General features: G+C 68.8%; 16 protein-coding genes. 4 read left to right on the top strand and 12 right to left on the bottom strand.

The genetic code is table 11. The annotated features are described in order from the left end of the window. Nucleotides 1-3: 3 nt before the first annotated feature. A complete protein-coding gene (locus AB0F17_RS15245) occupies nt 4-858 on the bottom strand; it encodes an LLM class flavin-dependent oxidoreductase (RefSeq protein ID WP_358022120.1) in 855 nt (284 codons plus the stop codon). 93 nt (nt 859-951) lie between these two features. Between AB0F17_RS15245 and AB0F17_RS15250 the strand changes: the two genes are divergently transcribed. Then, the gene (locus AB0F17_RS15250) at nt 952-1,407 is read left to right on the top strand and encodes an Lrp/AsnC family transcriptional regulator (RefSeq protein ID WP_358022123.1); all 456 of its coding nucleotides are present in this window, start codon (nt 952-954) and stop codon (nt 1,405-1,407) included. Here the strand turns inward: AB0F17_RS15250 and AB0F17_RS15255 are convergent. The 11 genes from AB0F17_RS15255 to AB0F17_RS15305 all read right to left on the bottom strand — a co-directional run bounded on the left by AB0F17_RS15255 (nt 1,386) and on the right by AB0F17_RS15305 (nt 15,916). After that, nucleotides 1,386-2,600, bottom strand: a complete 1,215-nt coding sequence (locus AB0F17_RS15255; RefSeq protein ID WP_358022126.1) for a DUF418 domain-containing protein — start codon at nt 2,598-2,600, stop codon at nt 1,386-1,388. The two genes, AB0F17_RS15250 and AB0F17_RS15255, sit on opposite strands and share 22 nt — an antisense overlap. 43 nt (nt 2,601-2,643) lie before the next feature. Continuing rightward, a complete protein-coding gene (locus AB0F17_RS15260; protein ID WP_358022129.1) occupies nt 2,644-5,571 on the bottom strand; it encodes a hypothetical protein in 2,928 nt (975 codons plus the stop codon). 8 nt (nt 5,572-5,579) lie between these two features. After that, nucleotides 5,580-6,896: a hypothetical protein gene (locus AB0F17_RS15265; protein WP_358022132.1), complete on the bottom strand. Its 1,317-nt coding sequence runs from the start codon at nt 6,894-6,896 to the stop codon at nt 5,580-5,582. Beyond that, the gene (locus AB0F17_RS15270) at nt 6,889-7,692 is read right to left on the bottom strand and encodes a polysaccharide deacetylase family protein (RefSeq protein ID WP_358022135.1); all 804 of its coding nucleotides are present in this window, start codon (nt 7,690-7,692) and stop codon (nt 6,889-6,891) included. The genes AB0F17_RS15265 and AB0F17_RS15270 overlap by 8 nt, the downstream gene beginning before the upstream one ends. Then, nucleotides 7,689-8,630 carry a glycosyltransferase gene (locus AB0F17_RS15275; RefSeq protein WP_358022138.1) on the bottom strand — a complete coding sequence of 314 codons (942 nt, stop codon included), beginning with the start codon at nt 8,628-8,630 and terminating at the stop codon, nt 7,689-7,691. The genes AB0F17_RS15270 and AB0F17_RS15275 overlap by 4 nt, the downstream gene beginning before the upstream one ends. Before the next feature lie 11 nt (nt 8,631-8,641). Next, nucleotides 8,642-9,472, bottom strand: coding sequence for a glycosyltransferase family 2 protein (locus tag AB0F17_RS15280; RefSeq protein ID WP_358022141.1), 831 nt, complete (start codon nt 9,470-9,472; stop codon nt 8,642-8,644). Nucleotides 9,473-9,626: 154 nt separating this feature from the next. Then, nucleotides 9,627-10,754: a GNAT family N-acetyltransferase gene (locus tag AB0F17_RS15285; RefSeq protein WP_358022144.1), complete on the bottom strand. Its 1,128-nt coding sequence runs from the start codon at nt 10,752-10,754 to the stop codon at nt 9,627-9,629. Next, on the bottom strand, nt 10,751-11,119 hold the full coding sequence (locus AB0F17_RS15290; RefSeq protein WP_214637201.1) for a hypothetical protein: 369 nt from the start codon (nt 11,117-11,119) through the stop codon (nt 10,751-10,753). The genes AB0F17_RS15285 and AB0F17_RS15290 overlap by 4 nt, the downstream gene beginning before the upstream one ends. A gap of 419 nt (nt 11,120-11,538) precedes the next feature. Further along, entirely contained in the window at nt 11,539-13,050 is a 1,512-nt protein-coding gene (locus tag AB0F17_RS15295; RefSeq protein WP_358022147.1) for a sigma-70 family RNA polymerase sigma factor, read from the bottom strand. A 383-nt stretch (nt 13,051-13,433) separates the two neighbouring features. Next, a complete protein-coding gene (locus AB0F17_RS15300; protein WP_358022150.1) occupies nt 13,434-15,209 on the bottom strand; it encodes a substrate-binding domain-containing protein in 1,776 nt (591 codons plus the stop codon). A gap of 134 nt (nt 15,210-15,343) precedes the next feature. Continuing rightward, nucleotides 15,344-15,916: a cation transporter gene (locus tag AB0F17_RS15305; RefSeq protein WP_358022153.1), complete on the bottom strand. Its 573-nt coding sequence runs from the start codon at nt 15,914-15,916 to the stop codon at nt 15,344-15,346. Between the two features lie 212 nt (nt 15,917-16,128). Here AB0F17_RS15305 and AB0F17_RS15310 point away from each other — a divergent pair, with 212 nt between their 5' ends. From AB0F17_RS15310 to AB0F17_RS15320, 3 genes are all read left to right on the top strand, one after another. Beyond that, nucleotides 16,129-16,902, top strand: a complete 774-nt coding sequence (locus AB0F17_RS15310; RefSeq protein ID WP_358022156.1) for a DUF4184 family protein — start codon at nt 16,129-16,131, stop codon at nt 16,900-16,902. Next, on the top strand, nt 16,850-17,707 hold the full coding sequence (locus AB0F17_RS15315) for an RNA methyltransferase (RefSeq protein ID WP_358022159.1): 858 nt from the start codon (nt 16,850-16,852) through the stop codon (nt 17,705-17,707). The genes AB0F17_RS15310 and AB0F17_RS15315 overlap by 53 nt, the downstream gene beginning before the upstream one ends. A 232-nt stretch (nt 17,708-17,939) precedes the next feature. After that, on the top strand, nt 17,940-20,486 hold the full coding sequence (locus tag AB0F17_RS15320) for a M4 family metallopeptidase (RefSeq protein ID WP_358022162.1): 2,547 nt from the start codon (nt 17,940-17,942) through the stop codon (nt 20,484-20,486).

The following is a 20,486-nucleotide window of genomic DNA, read 5'->3' on the forward strand; positions in this document are numbered from 1 at the left end:
CGTTCATAGGTGGTTCGCGTGAAGATCCCAGGAGGCGGCCACGGCCGCCAGAGCGTGCCAGGCCGCCTCAGGGCGACAGGTCTCCTGAGGGTCGCCGCCGAAGGGGTCGAGGACGACGGTGTCCGCGCCGAGGAGGCGTAGTTGTTCGAGGTCGTCCATGATCTGCTCGATCGTGCCCGCGCCGGCCAGCCGGTCGGGATCGGTGATCGGGGTCGTGGTGAGCCGGAGGACGATGCGGGGCATCAGCGCGGGCACCGGGCGCCCGTGCTCGCCGGCCAGGGTTTCCAGGCGGCCGGCGGCTTCGCGCAGCCAGGGCAGGGTGTTCCGGAGCGGGTGCCACGGCTCGCCGAGGCGCACCGCCCGGCGCAGGCCGGCGTCGCTGTTGCCGCCGATCCAGATCGGCACCGGCCCGCCTCGGTAGTCCTCGCCGTCCGCCCAGGCGGCGCGCAGCTCGTGGAGGTATTCGTCGGTCAGTGCCCCGCGCCGCTGGAACGGCACGCCGAGCGCCTCGAACTCCTGCCGTGCCCACCCCACGCCCACGCCGAGGACCAGCCGCCCCCCGCTGAGGTCGTTGAGGTTGGCGGCCATCCGGGCGACGAGCTGCGGATGCCGGTACGGCATGATGAGCACCGTGGTCCCGAGCCTGATCCGGTCGGTGATGCCCGCCAGCCAGGACAGCGTGGTGAAAGGCTCGTAGAACGGCGCCGGATACTGCTTGGCGACGTCGGGTGTCACCACCACATGGTCGGAGATCATCAACAGGTCGAAGCCGAGGCCCTCCACTGTCCGTGCCCAGCCGCGCAGCATGTCGGGGTTGGTGCCTGGTCCGAAGTTCGGGACATTCACGCCTATTCGCACCCGTGCAGGCTAGCCAATCAATCATGGCGGCAGGAAGGGAGTCCTCCCTGCGTGCGCGACGATTGGCCGGGGAATTACCGGTATTTTGGGCGGATGGCCGAAAGCCTTGACATGACGGATTGGTCGATCATCGCCGAGCTCCAGAGAGACGGCCGCATCGCGCTCACCGAGCTGGGGCGACGGGTCAATCTCAGCCCCTCCGCGACGACCGAGCGGGTGAAGCGGCTGGAGGCGGCCGGTGTCATCACCGGCTATCGAGCCGAGGTGGATCTGGAGAAGGTCGGGTTCGCCGTGCTCGCCGTGGTGCGGCTCAAGTTCCCCGGCAACCGGCACGACCCGCTGCACCGGCTGCTCGGCGAGCGCTCGGAGATCCTCGAATGCCTGCGTACGACGGGCGACGACTGCTACCTGCTGAAGGTGGCCGCGACCTCCATGTCCCACCTCGAACAGGTCGTCGACGACCTCGCCCAGTTCGGCAGCACCACCACCAACCTGGTCTACAGCCGGACGCTGCCCTATCGGGGGCCTCAGGCGCGCCCTGACCTCTGATGGGCGCCCCGCCCCGGCCGGCTCCAGTACGTCAGGGCGCGCAGCAACCATTCCACCGGTCCGTACCGGTGGGATCGCAGCCACCAGTGACTGAGGAGGACCTGGGCGACGAAGACGGCCATCGCGATCAGCACCTCCAGCGGCGGGCTGACGCGGTCCACGAGCGCCAGGCCGTACCCGGTGAAGATCAGTGAGCAGATGAGCGACTGCCCGAGATAGTTGGACAGCGCCATCCGGCCCGGCGCCGCCAGCGCCCGCCCGATGCGGGGCAGATACGGCAGCAGCCGCAGGAACGTCGCCGCGTAGGCGGCGGCGAGCAGGGGAGCCGTGACCAGGTCCACGGCCTCGCCGAGGAACTTGTTCACGCTGCCGTGCCAGGCCGACAGCGTGTAGACGAACGCGCCGCCCAGCCCGACGGTGAACCCGAGCCACTGCAGCCGGCGGAGCGTGGCCGTGTGCGCCGACAGGTCGCGCAGCACGCCGAGCTTGCCGACCGCGAGTCCGATCAGGCAGGCGGCCAGTACGGCGGGCCCCTGGAAGAGCACGCGCAGCACGACGATGAGGGAGAGCTTGCGCAGGTGCTCGCCGATGATCTGAAGGCCGGAGCCGCGCAGCGCCGAGTCCGAGTGCACCGCCTCCGCGACCCCCTGCGAGACCGTCCCCGCCGTGTCCAGACCCACCATCGCCAGTACGGCCAGCAGCACGAACCCCAGGGCCAGCAGGGACGTCAAGGCGACCGCGAGCATGACCGCGGTCCTGGGCGAGATCTTGCGGAACAGCAGCAGGGCCAGGCCGACCGCGGCGTAGGTGGTGAGAATGTCACCCGGGAACAGCAGCACGGCATGGGCCAGCCCGAGCAGGAACAACCCGGCCAGGCGGCGCAGGAACATCGGCACGAACGCCTTGCCCCGCCGTACGGCCGAGTCGACCTGCAGCGTGAAGCTGTAGCCGAACAGGAAGGAGAACAGCAAGTAGAACTTGTTCTCCATGAGCAGGGTCACGGTCCACCGCACCGCCCAGTCGAGCGGAGAGACGAACGCGGGCTCGGCCATCCCGGCCATCCGGTAGCCGGAGGCCAGGAAGGCGATGTTCACCACGAGGATGCCGAGCAGCGAGAAGCCCCGCAGGGCATCAACAGAAGTGATACGCGCAGCTACGGATCGTTCGGGGGATATGGCGGGATGTGTCCTCATCAGCGAACATCATTCCGCAAAACCTGAGAGTTTCCTGTGAATCCTAGGTATTTGATGCGATATAGATAAATCGCTCTATGATCACGCCCACGGCCACGGCGAACGCCGGTATGGACACCCACAGCAACACCCTGCGCGCCCTGACCGCCCGGTTCGGCCCGTTGAGCCGGATCACCTCGTAGCCGAACATGCTCGCCCAGGTCAGGGCCAGTGCCGCGAGACCGACCGGCGTCCATGGCGAGGTCGGGTCGCCGCGCCCCTTGTACGGCTGGGGATCCGGGATCTCGGTGCCCTTGACGAACTTCTTCCACGTGTACAGGGCGGCGTCGCTGTTGGAGTAGACCTTCTTCACCTCCGGCGAGGCGTCCAGCGCGGCCCGGAACCTGGCGCCCCAGTCTGCCGGGAACCCCTCGTTGAGCTGCAGGTAGCTGATCTGACCGGTGCTGACGGCGAGATAGCTGTTGCGCGGGCTGGCCTTGAGCGCCGCCACCGCCTTGGCGGTCTGCGTCGGATCCTTGAACACGAGCGCCTGGCCGTTGAAGTTGACCAGCTCGATGTCCTTCTCGCCCCACGGCAGCGTCGGGGTGACCTCGGGGCCCTCCTTGGCCGTCAGGTAGAGGACCCGGGCGCTCGGCTTGTCGTGCGCGTAGATGTAGTGCATCGCGGCGACCTCGCCGGTCGTCACCCGCTCGAACTTCTCGTTGCCGTAGCGGGCGATCAGGAACGCCCCCGCGAACAGCACCGCGAAGCAGGCCGCGAGCACGACCGACAGCTTCCTGGTCAGCTCGGGGTTGAAGCGCACGTTCCGCTTGCGGATGGGCACGGTCTCTTCGCGCACGTCCGCGCTGTCGGCGGGCAGGTTCGGGAAGAACGCGTACGCGGCCAGCAGGCAGGCGCCGGGCAGCGCGAACATGTAGATGCGCAGCCCGATCTCGCCGCCGTAGCTCTGCAGCCCCAGCGCCAGCACCGGCACGCAGAGCAGGATCAGTGACGCCCGGTCGAACACCCCGCGCCGCAGCCGCCTGAGCAGGCCGACCGCCGCCAGCAGCAGGATCGCGCCCAGGATGCCCAGCCGCGCCTTCAACACCAACGCGTGCGCCGGGTCGCTGCCCGCGATGCGGTCGCCGGTGTTGGTCTGCAGGTTCGTCAGAATCCTGCCCAGGCCGCCGAAGATCGCGTCGATCTGGCCCGCCCAGAACCCCACGGTCTCGTAGCTGATCCAGGCCAGGACGGCCAGACCGAGGAAGAACGGCAGCGCCCACGTCAGCTTGGTCCGCTTGAAGATGAGGAACGCCGTCAGCACGCCGAGCATCATGAACGGCGTGATCTGGTGCGATGCCGTCGCCGCGAAGAACAGCGCGAGCAGCATCATCAGCATCAGCAGCCGGTCGGCCCGGAACGTCCCGGTGTTGGCGATCTCGCCGGGCGTCATCGCGTCGAGGCGGCCGAGCAGCTTACGCAGCCCCTTCGGCGCGATCGGCTTGGTCCGCGGCTCCACCCGCCCGAACCAGCGCAACAGGATCGCGACAAAGGCCAGATAGAGGGCGAAGGTAAAGCCCTGCGGCGAGAAGTAGTCCTGCCCGATCCACTGCACCAGCACGAACAGCAGCGCCGCGAACCAGCGCGCCCGCGTGGTGGCCACCACCTGGCGCAGGATCAGCACGAACGGCAGCAGGTAGAGCAGGTTCGTCAGCAGCGGCGTCCACTGGAGGATCGTGGTCATGTCGGTGATGCCGGCGGCCTTCGTCACGAAGGCGAACAGCGCGAAGTAACCCGGCCAGCCCATGCGGGCGTCGATGTTGATCGCGGTCTCGCCGGTCCGGCCGATGAAGTCGACGAAGCCCGCGTGGATGTACGCCGTGGGGAACCTGGGCTCGGAGGCCACCAGTGAACCGGCGCCGTGCAGGGCGAACGTGATGACGGCGATCTGGAACAGCAGGAGGAACTTGCGGTCCGTGCTCTGGGCGACGGTCACGAAGAACGACACCAGCATGATCAGGATCGCGGCGAACGCGCTGGCCGGGAGGGCGGCGATCAGGCCGAGGCCGTTGATGTCGGCCGGGTTCACGCCGCGCAGCGGGCCTGGGGGGACGCGCAGGGCCAGCACGTACATGACCAGGCCCTCGACCGTGAGCAGCGCGGGGAGCCACGTGGGCGCGCTCCGCACCAACCGGCTCACCCGTCCGCCCGGCCCCGGCGTCTTGGCGGGAGCGGGCTTCTCTGGGGCCTTGGCAGGAGGCTGGGCGGGAGTCTCTACCGGGGTCCTGGCCGCGGTCTTGGCCGGGGGGGCGGCGGCAGGCTCGACGGGTGCCTTGGCGGGAGCAGGGGGAGCCGGGGGAGCTTCCACGGACAGTCGCGCGACCGGGGCGGCCGCCTGTGGGGCAGCGGCCCTCGGCTCAGCGGCCTGCGGGGCAGCCCCCTGAGGGCGAGCTCCCTGCGGGCGAGCGGCCTGCGGGACAGCAGCCTCCGGCACGGCGGCTTTCGGGGCGGCCGTCTGCGGGGCAATGGCCTGTGGGGCGGCCGCCTCTGGGACGGAGGCATACGGGGCGGCCACCTTCGTCGGCACGGTCCCCGCGGCGCCGTCATCCGCAGCGGGCTCGGGCGCGGCGGGTTTGGGCGCGGCGTCCTTCCTGCCCTTCGAGCCCCCCGTGCCTTTCGAGTCTTTTGCGGGCGTGTCTTTTGCGCCCTCCGGGGCCTTCGGCGGCGTGCCGATGTGGAGGGTGGCAGGCAGGCGTAGCGCGGGCCGGGTGCCCGTCTCCTCCTTCTCGTCGTCACCATCGGTGACCTCGGCGGAAGAGCCGGACGCGGGGCTGTCCGAGCCGTCCAGGCGCGGCAGACGCGGGATGACGCCCGTGGCATCCGGATCGAAGGCCACGCCCGTTTCCTCCTCTGTGCCGTCTGTGGAGTCGCCCATGGGCTCGGAAGAGCCCGTGATCCCCGTTGTCATGCCATCGCCGTCACGTTGCCTCACGTTGACCATCATGCGGCCCCGGACGACCCCTGAGTGACGCTAGCCCGTCGCATATCACCAAGAATGAGTATTTTGCGTAGAGATTTGAAGATCAAAAGTGCCATCAGGGTCTCGCTGAGCAGCAAGCCGTACCCCACCGCATTGACTCCGGCGAACGGGAACAGCCCCAAGATCGAGACCACCACGAGCACCGCGAGCCCGATCTGCACGCCGGCCAGTCTCCGCGCGTCACTCTGCGCCCGCAGCGCGCTCAGATAGACCTCTATCAGCACCCGCGGCAGCACGGCCAGCGCCATGAGCCGCAGCAGCGTCGTACCGACTGCCGCGAAGCCGTCACCGAAGATGCTCAGGATGAGCGGCGCGCCCGCGAGCACCACCACGATGACCGGTACGATGATCATAAAGGCCCGCTGCAGCGCCCGGCGGCAGTTCGCGGCCAGTTGTGATCGGTCGAAGGAGCCTTCGACGGTCAGCGACACGGCCATGTTCATGGCCAGTAGTTCGATCATGCTGGCCAGCGTGTGGGCCATGGAGAAGCGGCCGAACGTGGCCTCGTCCACCCGGGTCGCGACGACGGTGGGCACGAGGTAGACGATCGCCAGGATCGACAGCGTGCCGGGGAAGTCGCCGGCCAGGAACCGGCCGATCTCGCGCAGGCGCGGCGGCTCCTGGACGGTCTCGGTCCGCTTCATGTGCCGGGGGACGATGACGCCGAAGATCAGCCAGTTGACCGGGATCAGCGCGAGCGCCGTCGGCACCATCCAGGAGGTGAAGATGCCGCCGTCGGGCAGCGCGCCGGCCATCGCGACCAGCAACCCCATCTTGGCCAGGCCGAAGACCAGGTTGTTGAGCGGCACCCAGGTCGCCTCGCGCAGCCCGGTCAGCACCACGTCCTGCAACGTGAACACCGACCAGACCAGCACCGAGGCCAGGAAGAACAGTCCCGGCCCGAACCCGCCGAGCACCGAGTAGGTCCGCCCCCACAGCGGCAGGGTCAGCAGGAAGCCGAGTGCCGCCACGCCGCCGGTCGCCGCCGCCAGGCCGTACCCCCGCAGGATGAGCTCGGGGATGCGGCGGCCCGCCAGCGGCAGGAAGCGCGAGAGCGCGCCCACCAGACCCAGGGCGGTCAGCGACGCGAACAGCCGCATCGCGGTGATCATCGCCTGGCCGCGGCCGAACTCCTCGGGCGTGTAGAAGTGGGCGGCCAGCAGCCAGTAGCCCATGCCGAGCGTCGCGGTGATCGCCGTGTTGGCCATCAGCGCGTAGCCGTTACGGAACAGTGGGCTACGGAGGTCGTGCAGCAGCCTGCCCCAGAGGTTAGACATTGCCACGCACCCGCTGCAGGCCGTACCTCGTGCGCCTGACGATCGCGTAGCCCTTGGTGAGGACCCGCTCCTTCAGGTAGATGAGGGGGACGGCGCTGCCCTCTACGGCGCGCTTGAACATGCTGATGGAGGTGTGCCGGGCCACGGTCAGCCGGGGGATGGCCAGCATGTCGTGGCGGTCGGCGGCGATGGTGTTGTTCACCGCGCAGGCGGCGAAGTAGCCGGCCTTGCGCACCTCGCGGCGCACGCGGGCGCTGGAGTAGCCGTAGGGGTAGGCCATGGTGGCGACGGGCGTGCCGATCATGTCCTCCAGCAGGCCCTTGTTCCGGCGCAGTTCCTGGCGCAGCTCGTCGGTGCGGAGCTGGTCGAGCTGCGGGTGGCTGTGGCTGTGGCCGCCGATCTCGATGCCGGTCTGGGCGGCCTCGCGGGCCTGGCCCCAGGTGAGCATGTCGTCCAGCGGCCGGCCCGCGGCGTCGTCCCCGGCGTCCGACACCCAGCCACTGGTCAGGAAGACCGTGGCCGGGAACTTGTAGCGGTCGAGCATCGGCAGCGCGTGGCTGTGGAAGTCGGCGTAGCCGTCGTCGAACGTCAGCACGATCGGCTTGGCCGGCACGCTCCTGCCGTTGTTGTTGTTCAGTGAGGCCACCAGATCGCCCAGCGTGAGCGCGGTGAACCCGTTCTCCGACAGGTAGGCGAGCTGCTCGTCCAGGTCCGACGGCCGTACCGAGTGAGGGCGCGTCTCGTCGTTCGGGTTGTCGGCGACGGAGTGGTACATCAGGATCGGTACGCGGATCATGCGCGCACCGCCTTCAGCCGTGCTGAACCGACCACGTAGCCCCAGGTGGTCCAGGCCAGGCCGACCACGATCGCGGCGGCCCGGCCGAGCCCGCCGACATCGCCGCGGAACGCCTCGCCGACGCCCCGCAGCGCGCCGAGCGGCAGCGTCTTCAGCGCGTGCGCCCGTTCGCTGGCCAGCCCGTCCTGGGTGCCCACTTCCTTGGTGACCAGGGCCTTGGACAGACCCTCCGCGTAGCATCTGGACCTGAAGTAGGCGAACCGCTCGCGCTGCCGCGACACCTTGTGCCCGATCAGCGCGCGCGGCTCGAACAGCATGACCGAGCCGGGCTTGCGCTGGCTCAGCCTGATGCAGAACTCGGTCTCCTCGCAGCCCAGCGGCCTGCTCTTGCGGCCCTGCACGCTGCGCCCGATGCCGCTGTGGAAGCCACCCACCTCGGAGACGACCTCACGCAGAAAGGCGGCGTTGCCGCCCATCACGTTGCGGATCGGCGCCCTGACCGCGGGCATGCCGCGGTAGGAGCAGCCGACCGTCCAGTCGAACTCGTAGGGGAACCAGCGCGGCCTGCGCTGGGACGCCCACAGTGGATCGGTACGACCGCCGACGCCGACGACGCCCGGATCCTGGAAGCCCTCCTCCAAAGCCTCCAGCCATCCGGGATCGGCGACCGCGTCGTCGTCGAGGAACGCGACGATGTCACCGGTGGCCGTGGCCACGCCGGTGTTCTTGCCGCCGGACAGCCCCTGCTCGTGCGTGTTCTCCACCACGATGGCCTGTGGGTAGGCACGCTTGAGTTTCAGGTGCAGGTCCGGGTTGTAGTCGACGACCAGGATCAGCTCGCGTGGCCGGCATCGCTGCTGCTCGACCGACTCGACGGCTTGCCTGATGTCCTCCCACCGCTCGTCGGTGTATACGCAGATGACAACAGACGTCTTCACAACTGACCTTCTTACGCGACACCCCGGTCCGCGGCCGGAGCAGTGGCGGGCTTGGGCTGCGGTGGGGCGGGCTGGCGGCGCCACTCTCGCAGGATGGTCGTCAGTACACGCATGCCGTCACGCACGACGCGCAGGTTGCTCTCGCCGTGGATCCGGTTGCGTTCGTGGCTCGGCACCTCGTGCACCTTCAATCCGGCCTTGGCGGCGCGGACGTTCAGCAGGGTCTCCACCTCGAAACCGTCGCAATCGAGGTCGAGCGCCTCCAGGTGGCGGGCCCAGAAGGCGTTGTAGCCGTAGCACAAGTCGGTGTACTGGGTGCCGTACATCACATTGACTATGCCGGTGAGGACCCGGTTGCCCAACCGGCGGCCGAACGTCAGGTCGTCGCTGCCGCCACCGGCGGCGTAGCGCGAGCCCTTGACGAAGTCGGCGCCGGTCACCAGCGCGCCGACGAACGAGATGATCTCGTGGCCGTCGGTGGAGCCGTCGGCGTCGATCATCACGATGATATCGCCGCTGGCTGCCGCGAAACCGGCCCCCAAGGCGTCACCCTTGCCCTTGCCGGTCTGGGTGATCACCTTCACGTTGGGCCGCAGGCGTCTGGCCACCGCCACCGTGTCGTCAACGGAGTTGCCGTCGACCAGGATGATCTCATCGATCCACTGTGGCAGCGTGGCGAAGACGTGCGGCAGGTTGGCCGCCTCGTTCATGGCCGGAACCACCACACTCACCGTCGGAGAGATCGCCAGGTGAGGGGTGACGGGTGTGAAACGCTCAATCGGCGGCATCGATCGCAGGGGCGCGACCTGCACTTTGCCGTTGTGCTTGATGTCGGGACTCATGGTGAGGGAATTTCCTTCCGTGACCCCACCACGCGGGCCGGACGCAGCCACTCCCGGGTGCGGGAGGAATGGCGGTGCTGCGAAACGGTGCATGAAGGGTCCACTGAGAGCGAGGGTTGCGCGGGCTTGCTGTGTGCTGTGGGGGTGGGAGCGCTCAGCGCGCTCCCGTTGGTTCCTTGACGACTGCGTTGGATGACTCCTGGTGCAACGAGCTGCGCACCCGACCGAAGCCCTTCAGGACGCGATCGGCTGCCCTATAAAGAGACGGCCGGTCCATGACAATTGTTCGGGCTTTGTTGAAAGGAGTTCTGCCCATCCAGTGAACCGCCGCCGAAGCGGAGGGTCGGGAGACGCGGCCCTCGGCGACGTACAGCACCCCGCTCTTGAGCCAGTCCTTGTATTCCTTGCCGCCCTTGCCCATGTCCACCATGTGCAACCCGGCCGCCGCGGCGGCCTCTGCCATCTGCAGATGGTGCACGATGCCCGGTGAGTACCGGGCGAACTCGGTGTCGTAGGCGGGGAACCACCCGACGAGCGTGGTGGCCGTGCGCAGTCCAAAATGGCCGGCGACTGGCACGTCTCCCGCGTACAGCATGGTCAGGACACCCGAGAAGTCGGCTGACTTCTCGGCGAACATCAGATCGATCAGCTCGACGATCCAGGGCTGGGCGAACCGGTCGACCCGGCCCGTCCGCCGGTACTGATCGGACTTCCACGCGAGCAGGGTGCGCAGCACCTCCGGATCGGCCGAAGCCCATTCGAAGCGCAGCCCGCCGTGCTCCCTGCCGAACTTGCGCTCCTTGTAGCGCACGGTCTTCAGGTTCTTGGGGGAATTGGTCTTCACCTGCTGGAGCCAGGCGTCGAAGCCCTGGGTGAAGTCCATGACCGGCGCCGGGCGCACGTCGCTCTCATAAGGCGCGAACGTCGGCTGCCCCGCGACCAGGTGGTCGAAATCGAAGACACTCAGCTTGCATGCCCTCAGCAGGGCTTTGGCCTCTAACCTCAGGTCGGGGACGGAGATCAGGCCATGGCACGTGGTCAGGAAGCCGCCGAGCGGCTTGCCGATGCCGAAGCTGTGCCGTTCGTAGGGGAAGAAGCCGGCGATGCCGGTCTCGTCCTGGATGACCGCGACCCGCACCCGATCCCGCAGCCGGTCCATCGCCAAGGCGAACTCGACGGAGAGGAAGGGATTGTCCAGGCTCGGGTCCGCCTTCTGGAGCGCGCGCCATCGGGCCCGCTCGGACTCTCCGAGGTCTCCGGGGCGGACTACTGTGATCTTCACCTTGCCCTGGCCCCCTGTTCGGTCTGCATGTTCTTCCCCCGGTACAACACGCGAAGCACGTACATGAAGCCTCCGAGCACGGCGACCGTTGCCACACCGGCCCGGGGCGACCATGCGTTGAACTGCAGCATGGCTTGAGCAAGAAGCACGTTAAGCACGAGACTTGCCGCAGCTCCTACTGATAGTGCGGCAAGTGGGTCACGATCACGCAACAGTCCTACGACTGCCGCTCCTGGCACCACCAGAAGGAAAAGAGAGATGAGGAACGGGCGCAGCGGTGTCTGGATGTCGAACAGCGCGATCACCGCTCCCGCGATGCAGGCGAGCGCGAGGAGCCACGTCAACGCTCTGCGGTGCTTGAGCATCTACCGTCTCTCTCCTGGACCTAGCTGGGTAAAGGCGCGTTTGATCGCATTTTCATGGGACCAATACACCCCTGGACACGTCAATGCCGACGCTTGGCGACACGCTCTGGTTTACCGGCAGGCAAATATTCCGCATGTGGTGTTCAACACATGCCCGCTGAATCCGGCCTCCGTTGCGGTCCCCAAACCCCAAGGATGCCCTATATGCCGCTAGATCTTCGAGCTAAGGTCCGTTTTCTCCCCATTTGTAACGTAAGTGTACTCATGGCCCACCGGTCGCGCTGATCCGGGGGCGAAGATTCGACGACCGGCAGTCAGGATTTCTGCGGCCGAACAGGCGGAATGTCACGCCGTATGGCTACATCGGCCGGATACCGGTGGCCCGTCACGCATGGGGGGAATGGCGGCCGGTCGACTCGTCAGGAGTCGTGAGTCGGGTCCGCCTGGACGTTGTCCACGGACGTGCTCTGCGTCGGGCCGCTGGGCGTCTCACTCGGGTCGGGGACGGTCGTCGGCTGGTCGGTGGGCGGTTCCTGCGTCTGCTCCGGGCCGCCGTCCCACGACAATGAGCACTTCGCGCCGCCGCCGTTGGAGCTGAACGAGACCGTGCCGCTGCCGCCGGTGCCCGGGTCGTCGACCGTGACCCAGATCGCCACCGAACCGCCCGCCTTGATCGACCCGCTCGCGGGCAGCACCTCCAGCCCCGCCGACGCGGTCGCGCTCCAGGTGACGGTGGCGTTGCGCGCGCTCAACCCGATCTTCGCGGCCGCCTCGACGCTCCCCGGACAGGAGGCGGCGAACCGGGCGCCGCGCACGGTCCGCCGGCGGGTGGCCGTCGGAGCGGCCGCGGGCCTGGTGGTCGCGGCGGTGGCGGCGGGCCTCGCGCTCGGCACGCCGGTGGGGGAGGACGTGCGCGACGGATCGGGGGCGGGTGTGGTGTCGTCCTCCAGCTCGGGCGCGGTGCCGGTCGGCTCGTCAGGGGAGGCAGATGGGGAGGCCGAGGGGGCGCGGGTCACAAGCAGCGCGTTCTTGGCGGGGTCCCCGGTGTTCATCACGACCATCGCCCCGGTCGCCGCGAGAACCGCCGCGCCGGCCAGCATCACCGGCGCGAGGCGGCGCGGCCTGCGGCGCCGCGACCGCCGCTCGGCCGCCACGGGGAACCCCGTGCGGTCGAAGCTGTCGCCCCGATCGGTGATCAGCGTCCGGGTCTGGTCCCGCTCCGGGCTCACGCAGGTGTCGACCACCCGCCGGCGCAGCGAAATGGGGGGAAACGCCACCGGCACCATGTCGAGCAGCCGCGCGGCCGCCACCTGCCGATGCCGCCCCTCGGTACACACCTCGCACCCGGAGATATGTCCCGACAACCGCCGGCGCAGCAACGGGGTGAGCGGCCCTTCCCAGGAGTCCAGCATCGCCGACAGGTCGGGACAGTGCGCCCGCCCGGTCCTGGCCAGGATCACGGCGGCGGCGGCGTTCTCCAGATGATCACGAGCCCGGCCGAGCCGGGTGACGGCCTGGCGAGAGGTCAGGCCGAGCACCGCCCCTGCCTCGGCCGGAGTGAGCCCGTGCCGCAGCGACAGCTCCAGAACCTCGCGCTCGTTCCTCTTCAGCTCGCCGAGCGCCTCATGCACGAGTTCGGCGAGTTCGGGGTCCTCCGGCTCATCGAAAACCGGCAACGGCACGCTGCCGGATTTCGCCGATCCGGTCCTATGGGCTAACCGGGCGGCGGCCTGGAACCTGGTCAACGCATACAACCAGGCTCTGAGCCGGCCGGGCTCCTTCAACCGGGATACGCATCCATGCGCGGTGACCAGCGCGTCATGCACGGAATCGGCCGCGGCGTCGCGCTCTCCGGTAAGAGAACACGCGTAATCATGCAACCGCTCCGCATAAGCGTCATAGAGCTTGGCAGCGCCTTCGACAGCACCCATTCGAAGCGCGTCAACCACCTGCTGATCGTCACCACGGTCAACAGCCGGCCATCCAGACACGTTTCCTCCCCGGTCGAAGGCGAAAGCCAACAGCGGGTAGGACGCCTCCTCGGTCAAGCCGGGTTACCACCGCATGCCAAACCATGCTCAACAGGCATGAGCTGGGGAAACAGTGTCAGGTGTGACTCGGGGTGAGAAAGGAGAGGCAAGGGTCAAGAGGGCGCACGTCACGGCGCCCAGCCGCGAAAACCGCAGGAGCGTGTCCCTGGACAGGGGCCGGCCCCGGTCGGTGGGTGGGGCCGGCCCATGCTTGCCGTAACGGCGAACTGAGCATGAAGGCCGGCCCATGCCGGCCGTAAAGGCAGGATGGGGTTTATCCGAAGTCAGCCGTCGCAGCGTGGCGAGCAGAGGCGGCGCTGCATGCCCTGGAGGAAGAAGTCGCGCACCTGCAGAACATTCTTGGCGATATATGCCTCGCCGCCGGTCGACTGCGCGACGGCGTCCATTTGCTGCTTGCCCTTCGGGGCGTCAGGGCCGAAGGCGATGAGCAGGATGCTGACCGGGCGCTTGGGGTTATACGTTTTCTTGAGATAATTCAGGATTTGCTTATTCGACAGCCCGCCGTCCGGATCGTCGTTGCCGGCGCCGTCGGTGAGGACCACAATCGTGTTGATCTTGTCTTCCTGGTACGACTTCGTCATCTCCGCATAAGCGGCCTTGAGCGTGTCGTTCAACCCCGTGTCGCCCGTGGCCTTGGCCTGGACCGTCGAGAACTGTCTGGCGATGGCGTCCTTGCGGAGCACGCTGTTGACGCTCTCGCTGAGCGGTCCGACCGAGACCAGCTCGCGCCAGTCCTTGCCCTGTCCGTCGAGGTGGGTGGAGAACGTCCACACGCCGATCTCCGCGTCGGCGGGGAACAGCCCGAGCCCCTCGACGGCGATCTTGGTGATCGCCTGCATGCGGGTCATCTTCGTGCCGGGGACCGGCAGTGCCATCGTGCCCGAGACGTCGACCAGCGTGAGCAGGCGGGTGCCGAGGTTCAGCCGGGACCAGGTCTGCGCCATGCTCACCACCGTCTTGTCGTCGGGGGCGGGCAGCGCCTCGGGCTTCGCCGGATTGAAGCCCTTGTCCTTGGACAGGGCGTCGCCGGCCTTGCCGTCAGGCGTACGGAAGCCCTGGTCGCGCAGCGTCCGGTGCGCCGACTCGGTGCCGAGCTCCTGCTGGAAGGCTGCGGCGGCCTTCTGTACCGCCGCGTCCTTGGTGACGATCACGATCGGATAGTCGAGGCTGAGCGTGCCTTCGGCCGGGTAGAGCGGCACCACCTGGTTGTCAGGCTTTTTCGTGTTATAGAGGTAGATGGTCTGTTCGGACGTGACGCCGATCGGGACCTTGCTCCCGGACTTCACGGTCAGGCTCGCCAGCAGCGCGGTCGGGTCGGCGACGAGCTGGCCCGACAGTTCCTTGAGCGCGCCCACCAGCGCCTTGCCCTGACCGGCCTGCTGCGCCTGGCCCGCGGCGGCCAGCAGCGCGGCCATCCCGGCCGAGTTCTTCTGCGGGTCGAGGGCCAGCACGCGGATCTTCTTGCCGGGTCCGTCCGGATTGGCGACGTTCGCCGCCGCGATGACGCCCGCCCAGCTCGGCTGGAGGCTGCTGGCCAGCTTGGCCGCCGCGGTCTTGGCGGCCACCAGCACGACCGGCGAGGTGGCGACCGAGCCGGTGGACTCCGGCACCGTGGCGCCCGCGGCCTGGCCGCGGAGCCTGGACACGACGAGGCTGGAGTCGGCCACCCACAGATCGGCGTTGATCTTGCCGGCGGCCAGCGCGTTCGCGGTCCGGGCCGCGGACTCCTTGGCCACCGTCACCTCGACGCAGCGGCTGTCGATCGAGTGCATGGCCTTGTTGTAGTTGCCGGCGATCTTGTTGAGCGCGGGCTGGATGTCCGGGGTCGCGACGACGCGGAGCGCCAGCTTGCCGTTCGAGCAGTCATGGTCGCGGTTGAAGATCACGAACGCCGCGACGCCCAGGAGTACAGCGAGTGCGACCGCTCCGGCGAGCGGGACGAACACCTTGCCGCGGCCACCACCGTTCCCACGCTTACGGGGAGTCGGTTCCTGGGCTTGGTAGCCGCCATCAAGCTCGTCTGTGCGGTGTCGCCCCACGATGTCCTCTTCGGTGTGTCGGGACCTTCCGGAGACCCTAGCGGGAGATGCTCCGCAATACTTCCGGAACGATACTCGGTGCGCTTACTGTGGCAAAACAGCCCGTTTGGTGCGGCGATTACCTGGTGTGATGGTTAGTGGCAACATGAGTGACCATGCCAGGCCCGAGTTCCCTCTCTCGCCGCGACTCCCGCCAGCGCCACCGCCATCACCGGATCGACCCACCACCAGCCGAGCGTGTTCAGCCACAGCCCGGTCAGGACCCCCGCCGCCATCGCGGCGCAGATGAGGTTCTGGGTGCCCTCTCCGGAGGTCGCGGCGGACCCGAGCCGCCGGCCGAGCCGCCGCTTGGCCAGTCCCAGCACGGGCATGCTGACCAGGCTGAACGCCGTCACCGCGATGCCCAGCGCGGTCGGTACGGACCGGTGGCCGGCGTCGAGATCGTGGGCGACATGGATCACCAGATAGGGCGCCAGCAGCCAGAAACTCACCGCCACCGCCCGTCCCGCCCTGCGCTCCGCGCTCGGCGACAGCGTGCGCGAGCCGGTGAACCGCCACACGACGATCAGGCTCGCCGCCGCCTCCACGAGAGCCGACAGCCCCCAGCCGATCAGCGCCACCGAATGCGCCGACAGTCCGGCGGTCAGGCCGAGCGAGCTCTCCACCGCCAGCCAGACAAGGGTGCCCACCGAGAGCGAACGAGCCACGCGCGCAGCGCGCAGCCAGTCGGCTGACGCGGCCGGATGAGCGTGAACTCGCTGTTCAGGCACCTCGAACCCCCGAATCCCGACTCCCGGCCGTCGACAGCGATACGTAAGCTACCCATTACTAATCGTGACTTTAGGGGTAACGGGCAAAGCTTGTTCAAGGTTCGCGAGGTAATCTACGAAGATCAGCCACGGGGGAGGGGTCGGGGCCTGTGCCGTTCACGCCCAGTCACATCGCAGCGGTGCTCCCGCTGATGTCATCGCCCCTGCTCCGCCGGTTGGCGAATCCGTGGGCGCTGGCGATCGGGGCGATGGTCCCCGACCTCCCGCTCTTCCTGTGGTTCCTGCCGGACTACAGCGACTGGCACTCCTACTACGGCGTCGTCACCATCGACCTGGCCGCCGTCCTCCTCCTGCTGGGCCTGTTCCACCTGCTGTTCCGCGAACCGCTGATCTCCCTGCTGCCGCCCGCCCTCGCGGGGCGGGCCGCGACCCTGAGCCCGCCGCGCCTTCGTGACCTGCCGTCCGTCGTGTCCGGCGCCGTGATCGGCGCCGCCTCCCACGTCCTGTGGGACTCCTTCACCCACTCCACCGGTCCCGAGGAGTGGGGCTCCTGGCTCTCGGTGTCGGTGTTCGGGGTGGTGCGGCTGTTCCGCCTGCTCCAGTACACCTCCTCGGTGATCGGCCTGGCCATCGTCGTGTGGTGGGCCTGGCGCGGCCTCACCCGGATGTCCGCCGCGACCGTCCCCGCCCGGCTGCGGATCCACTCGGCGCTACGGCGGGCGATCCTCGTGCTGTGCACGGTCGGCACCGTCGCGGGCGCCTTCCTCTGGCCCCTGGTCTCCGAGCCCGACCCCCGCCTCGGCCTGGCGAGCGTCGTCACCAAGATGGGCGCGGGCACCGTAGTCGGGCTCTGCCTGGTGCTCACCTGCTATGCGGTGGTCTGGCAGGTCACGCGCCTCGTGGCAATATCTGAAGGTGCCTGACTACGTAACCGACGCCGCCGATCCACGCCTCACCGACTACACCCGGCTCAGGGACGTGGACCTGCGCAAGAGCCTGGAGGCGGAGCGCGGCCTGTTCGTGGCCGAGGGCGAGAAGGTGATCAGACGCGCGATCGCGGCCGGCTACCCGATCAGATCGGTCCTGACGACTCCCCGCTGGCTGGAGCCGCTGGCGGACGTGCTCGGGGATGCGACGGTGTACGTGGTGAGCGACGAGACCATGCTGGGCGTCGCCGGGTTCCAGGTGCACCGGGGGGCACTGGCGTCGATGGAGCGCCTGCCGCTGCCGCCCGTGGAGGAGGTGCTGGCGGGCACGTCACGCGTCGTGGTCCTGGAGGACCTCGTGGACCACTCGAACGTGGGCGCCATCTTCAGGTGCGCGGCCGCCCTGGGGGTGGAGGGGATCGTGTTGTCGCCCCGGTGCGCCGATCCGCTGTACCGGCGGTCGGTGAAGGTGTCGATGGGGGCGGTCTTCTCCATCCCGTACGGGCGGATGGACGACTGGTACGGCGGCCTGGAGCGGATCCGTACGGCGGGTCACACCCTGCTCGCGCTGACCCCCGATCAGAGTGCGACACCCATGGACAAGGTGAAGATGGGGGAGCGGGTGGCCCTGCTCCTCGGCTCGGAGGGGGACGGTCTGTCCTCCCGCTGGATGCGTGAGGCTGACGAGTCGGTGTGCATCCCCATGAGCCCGGCGGCCATGGCCGCCGGAGTGGACTCCCTCAACGTGGTGGCCGCCGCCGCGATCGCCTGCCACAGCCTGATGCGCGCCGACGAAGCCTGACGGCCGTCGCCCCTCCTCGATGCCTGATCCGAAAACATCGGTATACCTACCGATGCACATACGGATTTGCAGGCCCGAGCGCAGCGCCTAGCGTCTCGGCAGCAAGGTGAAACGGCATGCTCAGTCACCCCCCTTTCCCGGTCGACTCCGTGGCCCAGGCGATCCCTGCGGCGCGGTGGTCGGCGTGCGCGCACGTCGCGGCGCCCGGGAAATGCCGAAAGGAGCACGACGCGTGAAACGCACTGCCTTAGCCGCCGCGGCCGTGGGACTCGCCACGGCCGCGTCGATGTCTGTCTTCGTTCCTCCCGCGCACGCCGCCCCACCCGGAGCCAGCAAGGACGACTCCAACGCGCAGGCACGAGCGGCGGCCGACCCGGCCTCGCTCGCGGCGGCGGTCGCCGACAAGGCCGTCTCCAGCGGGCTCGACAAGCTGGCCAAGGGGCCCGACGAGGCGTACAGCCGCGTGTCGGTCACCCGCGGCACCAGCGACATGTACTTCGTCAGCTACGAGCGCACCTACAAGGGGCTGCCGGTGGTCGGCGGGGACGCGGTCGTCGTCACCGACTCGGCGGGGCACGTCCGCGACACCGTCGCGGCGGCCGGACCGAACACCCCGGACGTGCAGACCCAGGCCAGGATCAGCGCGGAGAAGGCCACCGAGGTGGCCAAGACCCGGCTCTCGCGCGTGGACGACTCCGCCGCCCCGCGCCTGGTGGTGTTCAACTGGGGCGCGAAGCCCGCGCTGGCCTGGGAGGCCGTCGTCAGCGGCCTGGTCAAGGGCCGGCCGAGCATCCAGCACGTGTTCGTGGACGCCCGCACCGGCAAGATCGCCGACTCCTACGACCAGGTGCGCGAGGGCACCGGCAACGGCTACTACTACGGGCAGGTCACCATCAACACGAGCGGCTCCGGCAGCTCGTACTCGATGACAGACACGACCAGGCCAGGCATCCAGTGCGGCGGGCAGGGCGGCACCGCCTACACCGGCACCGACGACGCGTGGGGCAACGCCTCGGGCACCAACCTGGAGACGGCCTGCGTCGACGTGCTCTACTCCGTCCAGCGCGAGTGGGACATGCTGCGTGACTGGCTCGGCCGCAACGGCATCAACGGCAGCGGCCGGGGCTACCCCGCGCGCGTCGGCCTGGCCGACGTCAACGCCTACTGGGATGGCAGCGTCACCAACTTCGGCCACAGCCAGGACAACGCCCGGCAGGCCAGCAACATCGACGTGGTGTCGCACGAGTTCGGGCACGCCATCTTCCAGACCACGCCCGGCGGCGCCGGTTCCGGCAACGAGAACGGCGGCATCAACGAGGGCACCGGTGACATCTTCGGCGCTCTCACCGAGCATTTCGCCAACAACCCCAACGACCCGCCGGACTACCTGGTCGGCGAAGAGGTGGACCTCGTCGGTGACGGGCCGATCCGCAACATGTACAACCCGAGCGCGCTCGGCGACCCGAACTGCTACTCCTCCTCGATCCCCAGCACCGAGGTGCACGCGGCGGCCGGTCCGCTGAACCACTGGTTCTACCTGCTGGCCGAGGGTAACAACCCCGGCGGCGGCAAGCCGGCCAGCCCCATCTGCTCCGGTGGCCCGTCGTCGGTGACCGGCGTCGGCGTGCAGAAGGCCGGCCAGATCTACCTGGGCGCCCTGAACCGCAAGACCTCGGCCTGGCGCTACACCAACGTCCGCGCCGCCTCCGTCGCGGCCGCGATCGAGCTGTTCGGCGCCAACAGCGCCGAGTGCAGCACCACCAAGGCGGCGTGGAGCGCGGTGAGCGTGGCGGCGGCGACGGGCGAGCCCGCCTGCGGCACGGCCACCAACGACTTCGCCCTCTCCCTCACCCCGTCGACCGGCAGCGCCCAGCCCGGGGCGCAGACGACGGCCACGGTCAACACCCAGACCACCTCCGGCAGTGCCCAGACGGTCAACCTGACCGCGTCCGGGCTGCCCAGCGGCGTCACCGCGAGCTTCAGCCCGTCGTCGGTCACCTCCGGCAACTCCTCCACCCTGACCTTGTCCGTCGGCTCCTCGACGGCGACGGGCACCTACCAGATCACCGTCACCGGCACGGGGTCGCTCACGCACACCGCGATCTTCACCCTCACGGTCGGCACCGCGACCCGTGACTTCTCGATCTCGGCCAGCCCGGCGTCCGGCACGGTGACGGCCGGCTCCGCGGCCACCACCACGATCGGCACCACCACGACGGCAGGCACCGCGCAGGCCGTGAACCTGGCCGCGAGCGGGCTCCCCACGGGCGCCTCGGCCACCTTCAACCCGGCCTCGGTGACCTCGGGCGGCTCGTCCACCCTGACGATCTCGACCGCGGCGACCACGCCCGCCGGCTCGTACAGCGTGACCGTGACCGGCACCGGCGTGACGGCGACGCACACCACGACCTACGCGCTCACGGTGCAGAGCACCTCGGGCAGCAGGACGTTCACCAACGGCACCGACTACACCATCAGGGACTTCGGCACGATACAGAGCCCGGTCACCTCCACGGCGACGGGCTCGGCGGTCTCGCCGGTCAGGCTGTCGGTCACCATCGTCCACACCTGCGCGGAGGATCTCCACATCCGGCTCCGCGGGCCGAACGGCACGTGGTACGCGGTCGACAGTTCCGGCGGCACCAGCTGCACCTCGTACGGCACCAGGACGTACTCGATCCCGGTGAGCCAACTGGCGGCGGGCACCTGGGTGCTCGAAGTCACCGACGATTACTTGCTTGACACCGGTTACCTGAACTCCTGGAGCATCACCGTCTGA

This window comes from Nonomuraea sp. NPDC026600 (assembly GCF_040638335.1).
Lineage (GTDB): Bacteria > Actinomycetota > Actinomycetes > Streptosporangiales > Streptosporangiaceae > Nonomuraea.

Coding starts and splice junctions, on each gene's coding strand:
- AB0F17_RS15250 (WP_358022123.1), top strand. CDS start 952: ATGGCCGAAAGCCTTGACATGACGGATTGGTCGATCATCGCCGAGCTC.
- AB0F17_RS15255 (WP_358022126.1), bottom strand. CDS start 2,600: ATGAGGACACATCCCGCCATATCCCCCGAACGATCCGTAGCTGCGCGT.
- AB0F17_RS15265 (WP_358022132.1), bottom strand. CDS start 6,896: ATGTCTAACCTCTGGGGCAGGCTGCTGCACGACCTCCGTAGCCCACTG.
- AB0F17_RS15270 (WP_358022135.1), bottom strand. CDS start 7,692: ATGATCCGCGTACCGATCCTGATGTACCACTCCGTCGCCGACAACCCG.
- AB0F17_RS15280 (WP_358022141.1), bottom strand. CDS start 9,472: ATGAGTCCCGACATCAAGCACAACGGCAAAGTGCAGGTCGCGCCCCTG.
- AB0F17_RS15290 (WP_214637201.1), bottom strand. CDS start 11,119: ATGCTCAAGCACCGCAGAGCGTTGACGTGGCTCCTCGCGCTCGCCTGC.
- AB0F17_RS15295 (WP_358022147.1), bottom strand. CDS start 13,050: ATGGGTGCTGTCGAAGGCGCTGCCAAGCTCTATGACGCTTATGCGGAG.
- AB0F17_RS15315 (WP_358022159.1), top strand. CDS start 16,850: ATGCGGTGGTCTGGCAGGTCACGCGCCTCGTGGCAATATCTGAAGGTG.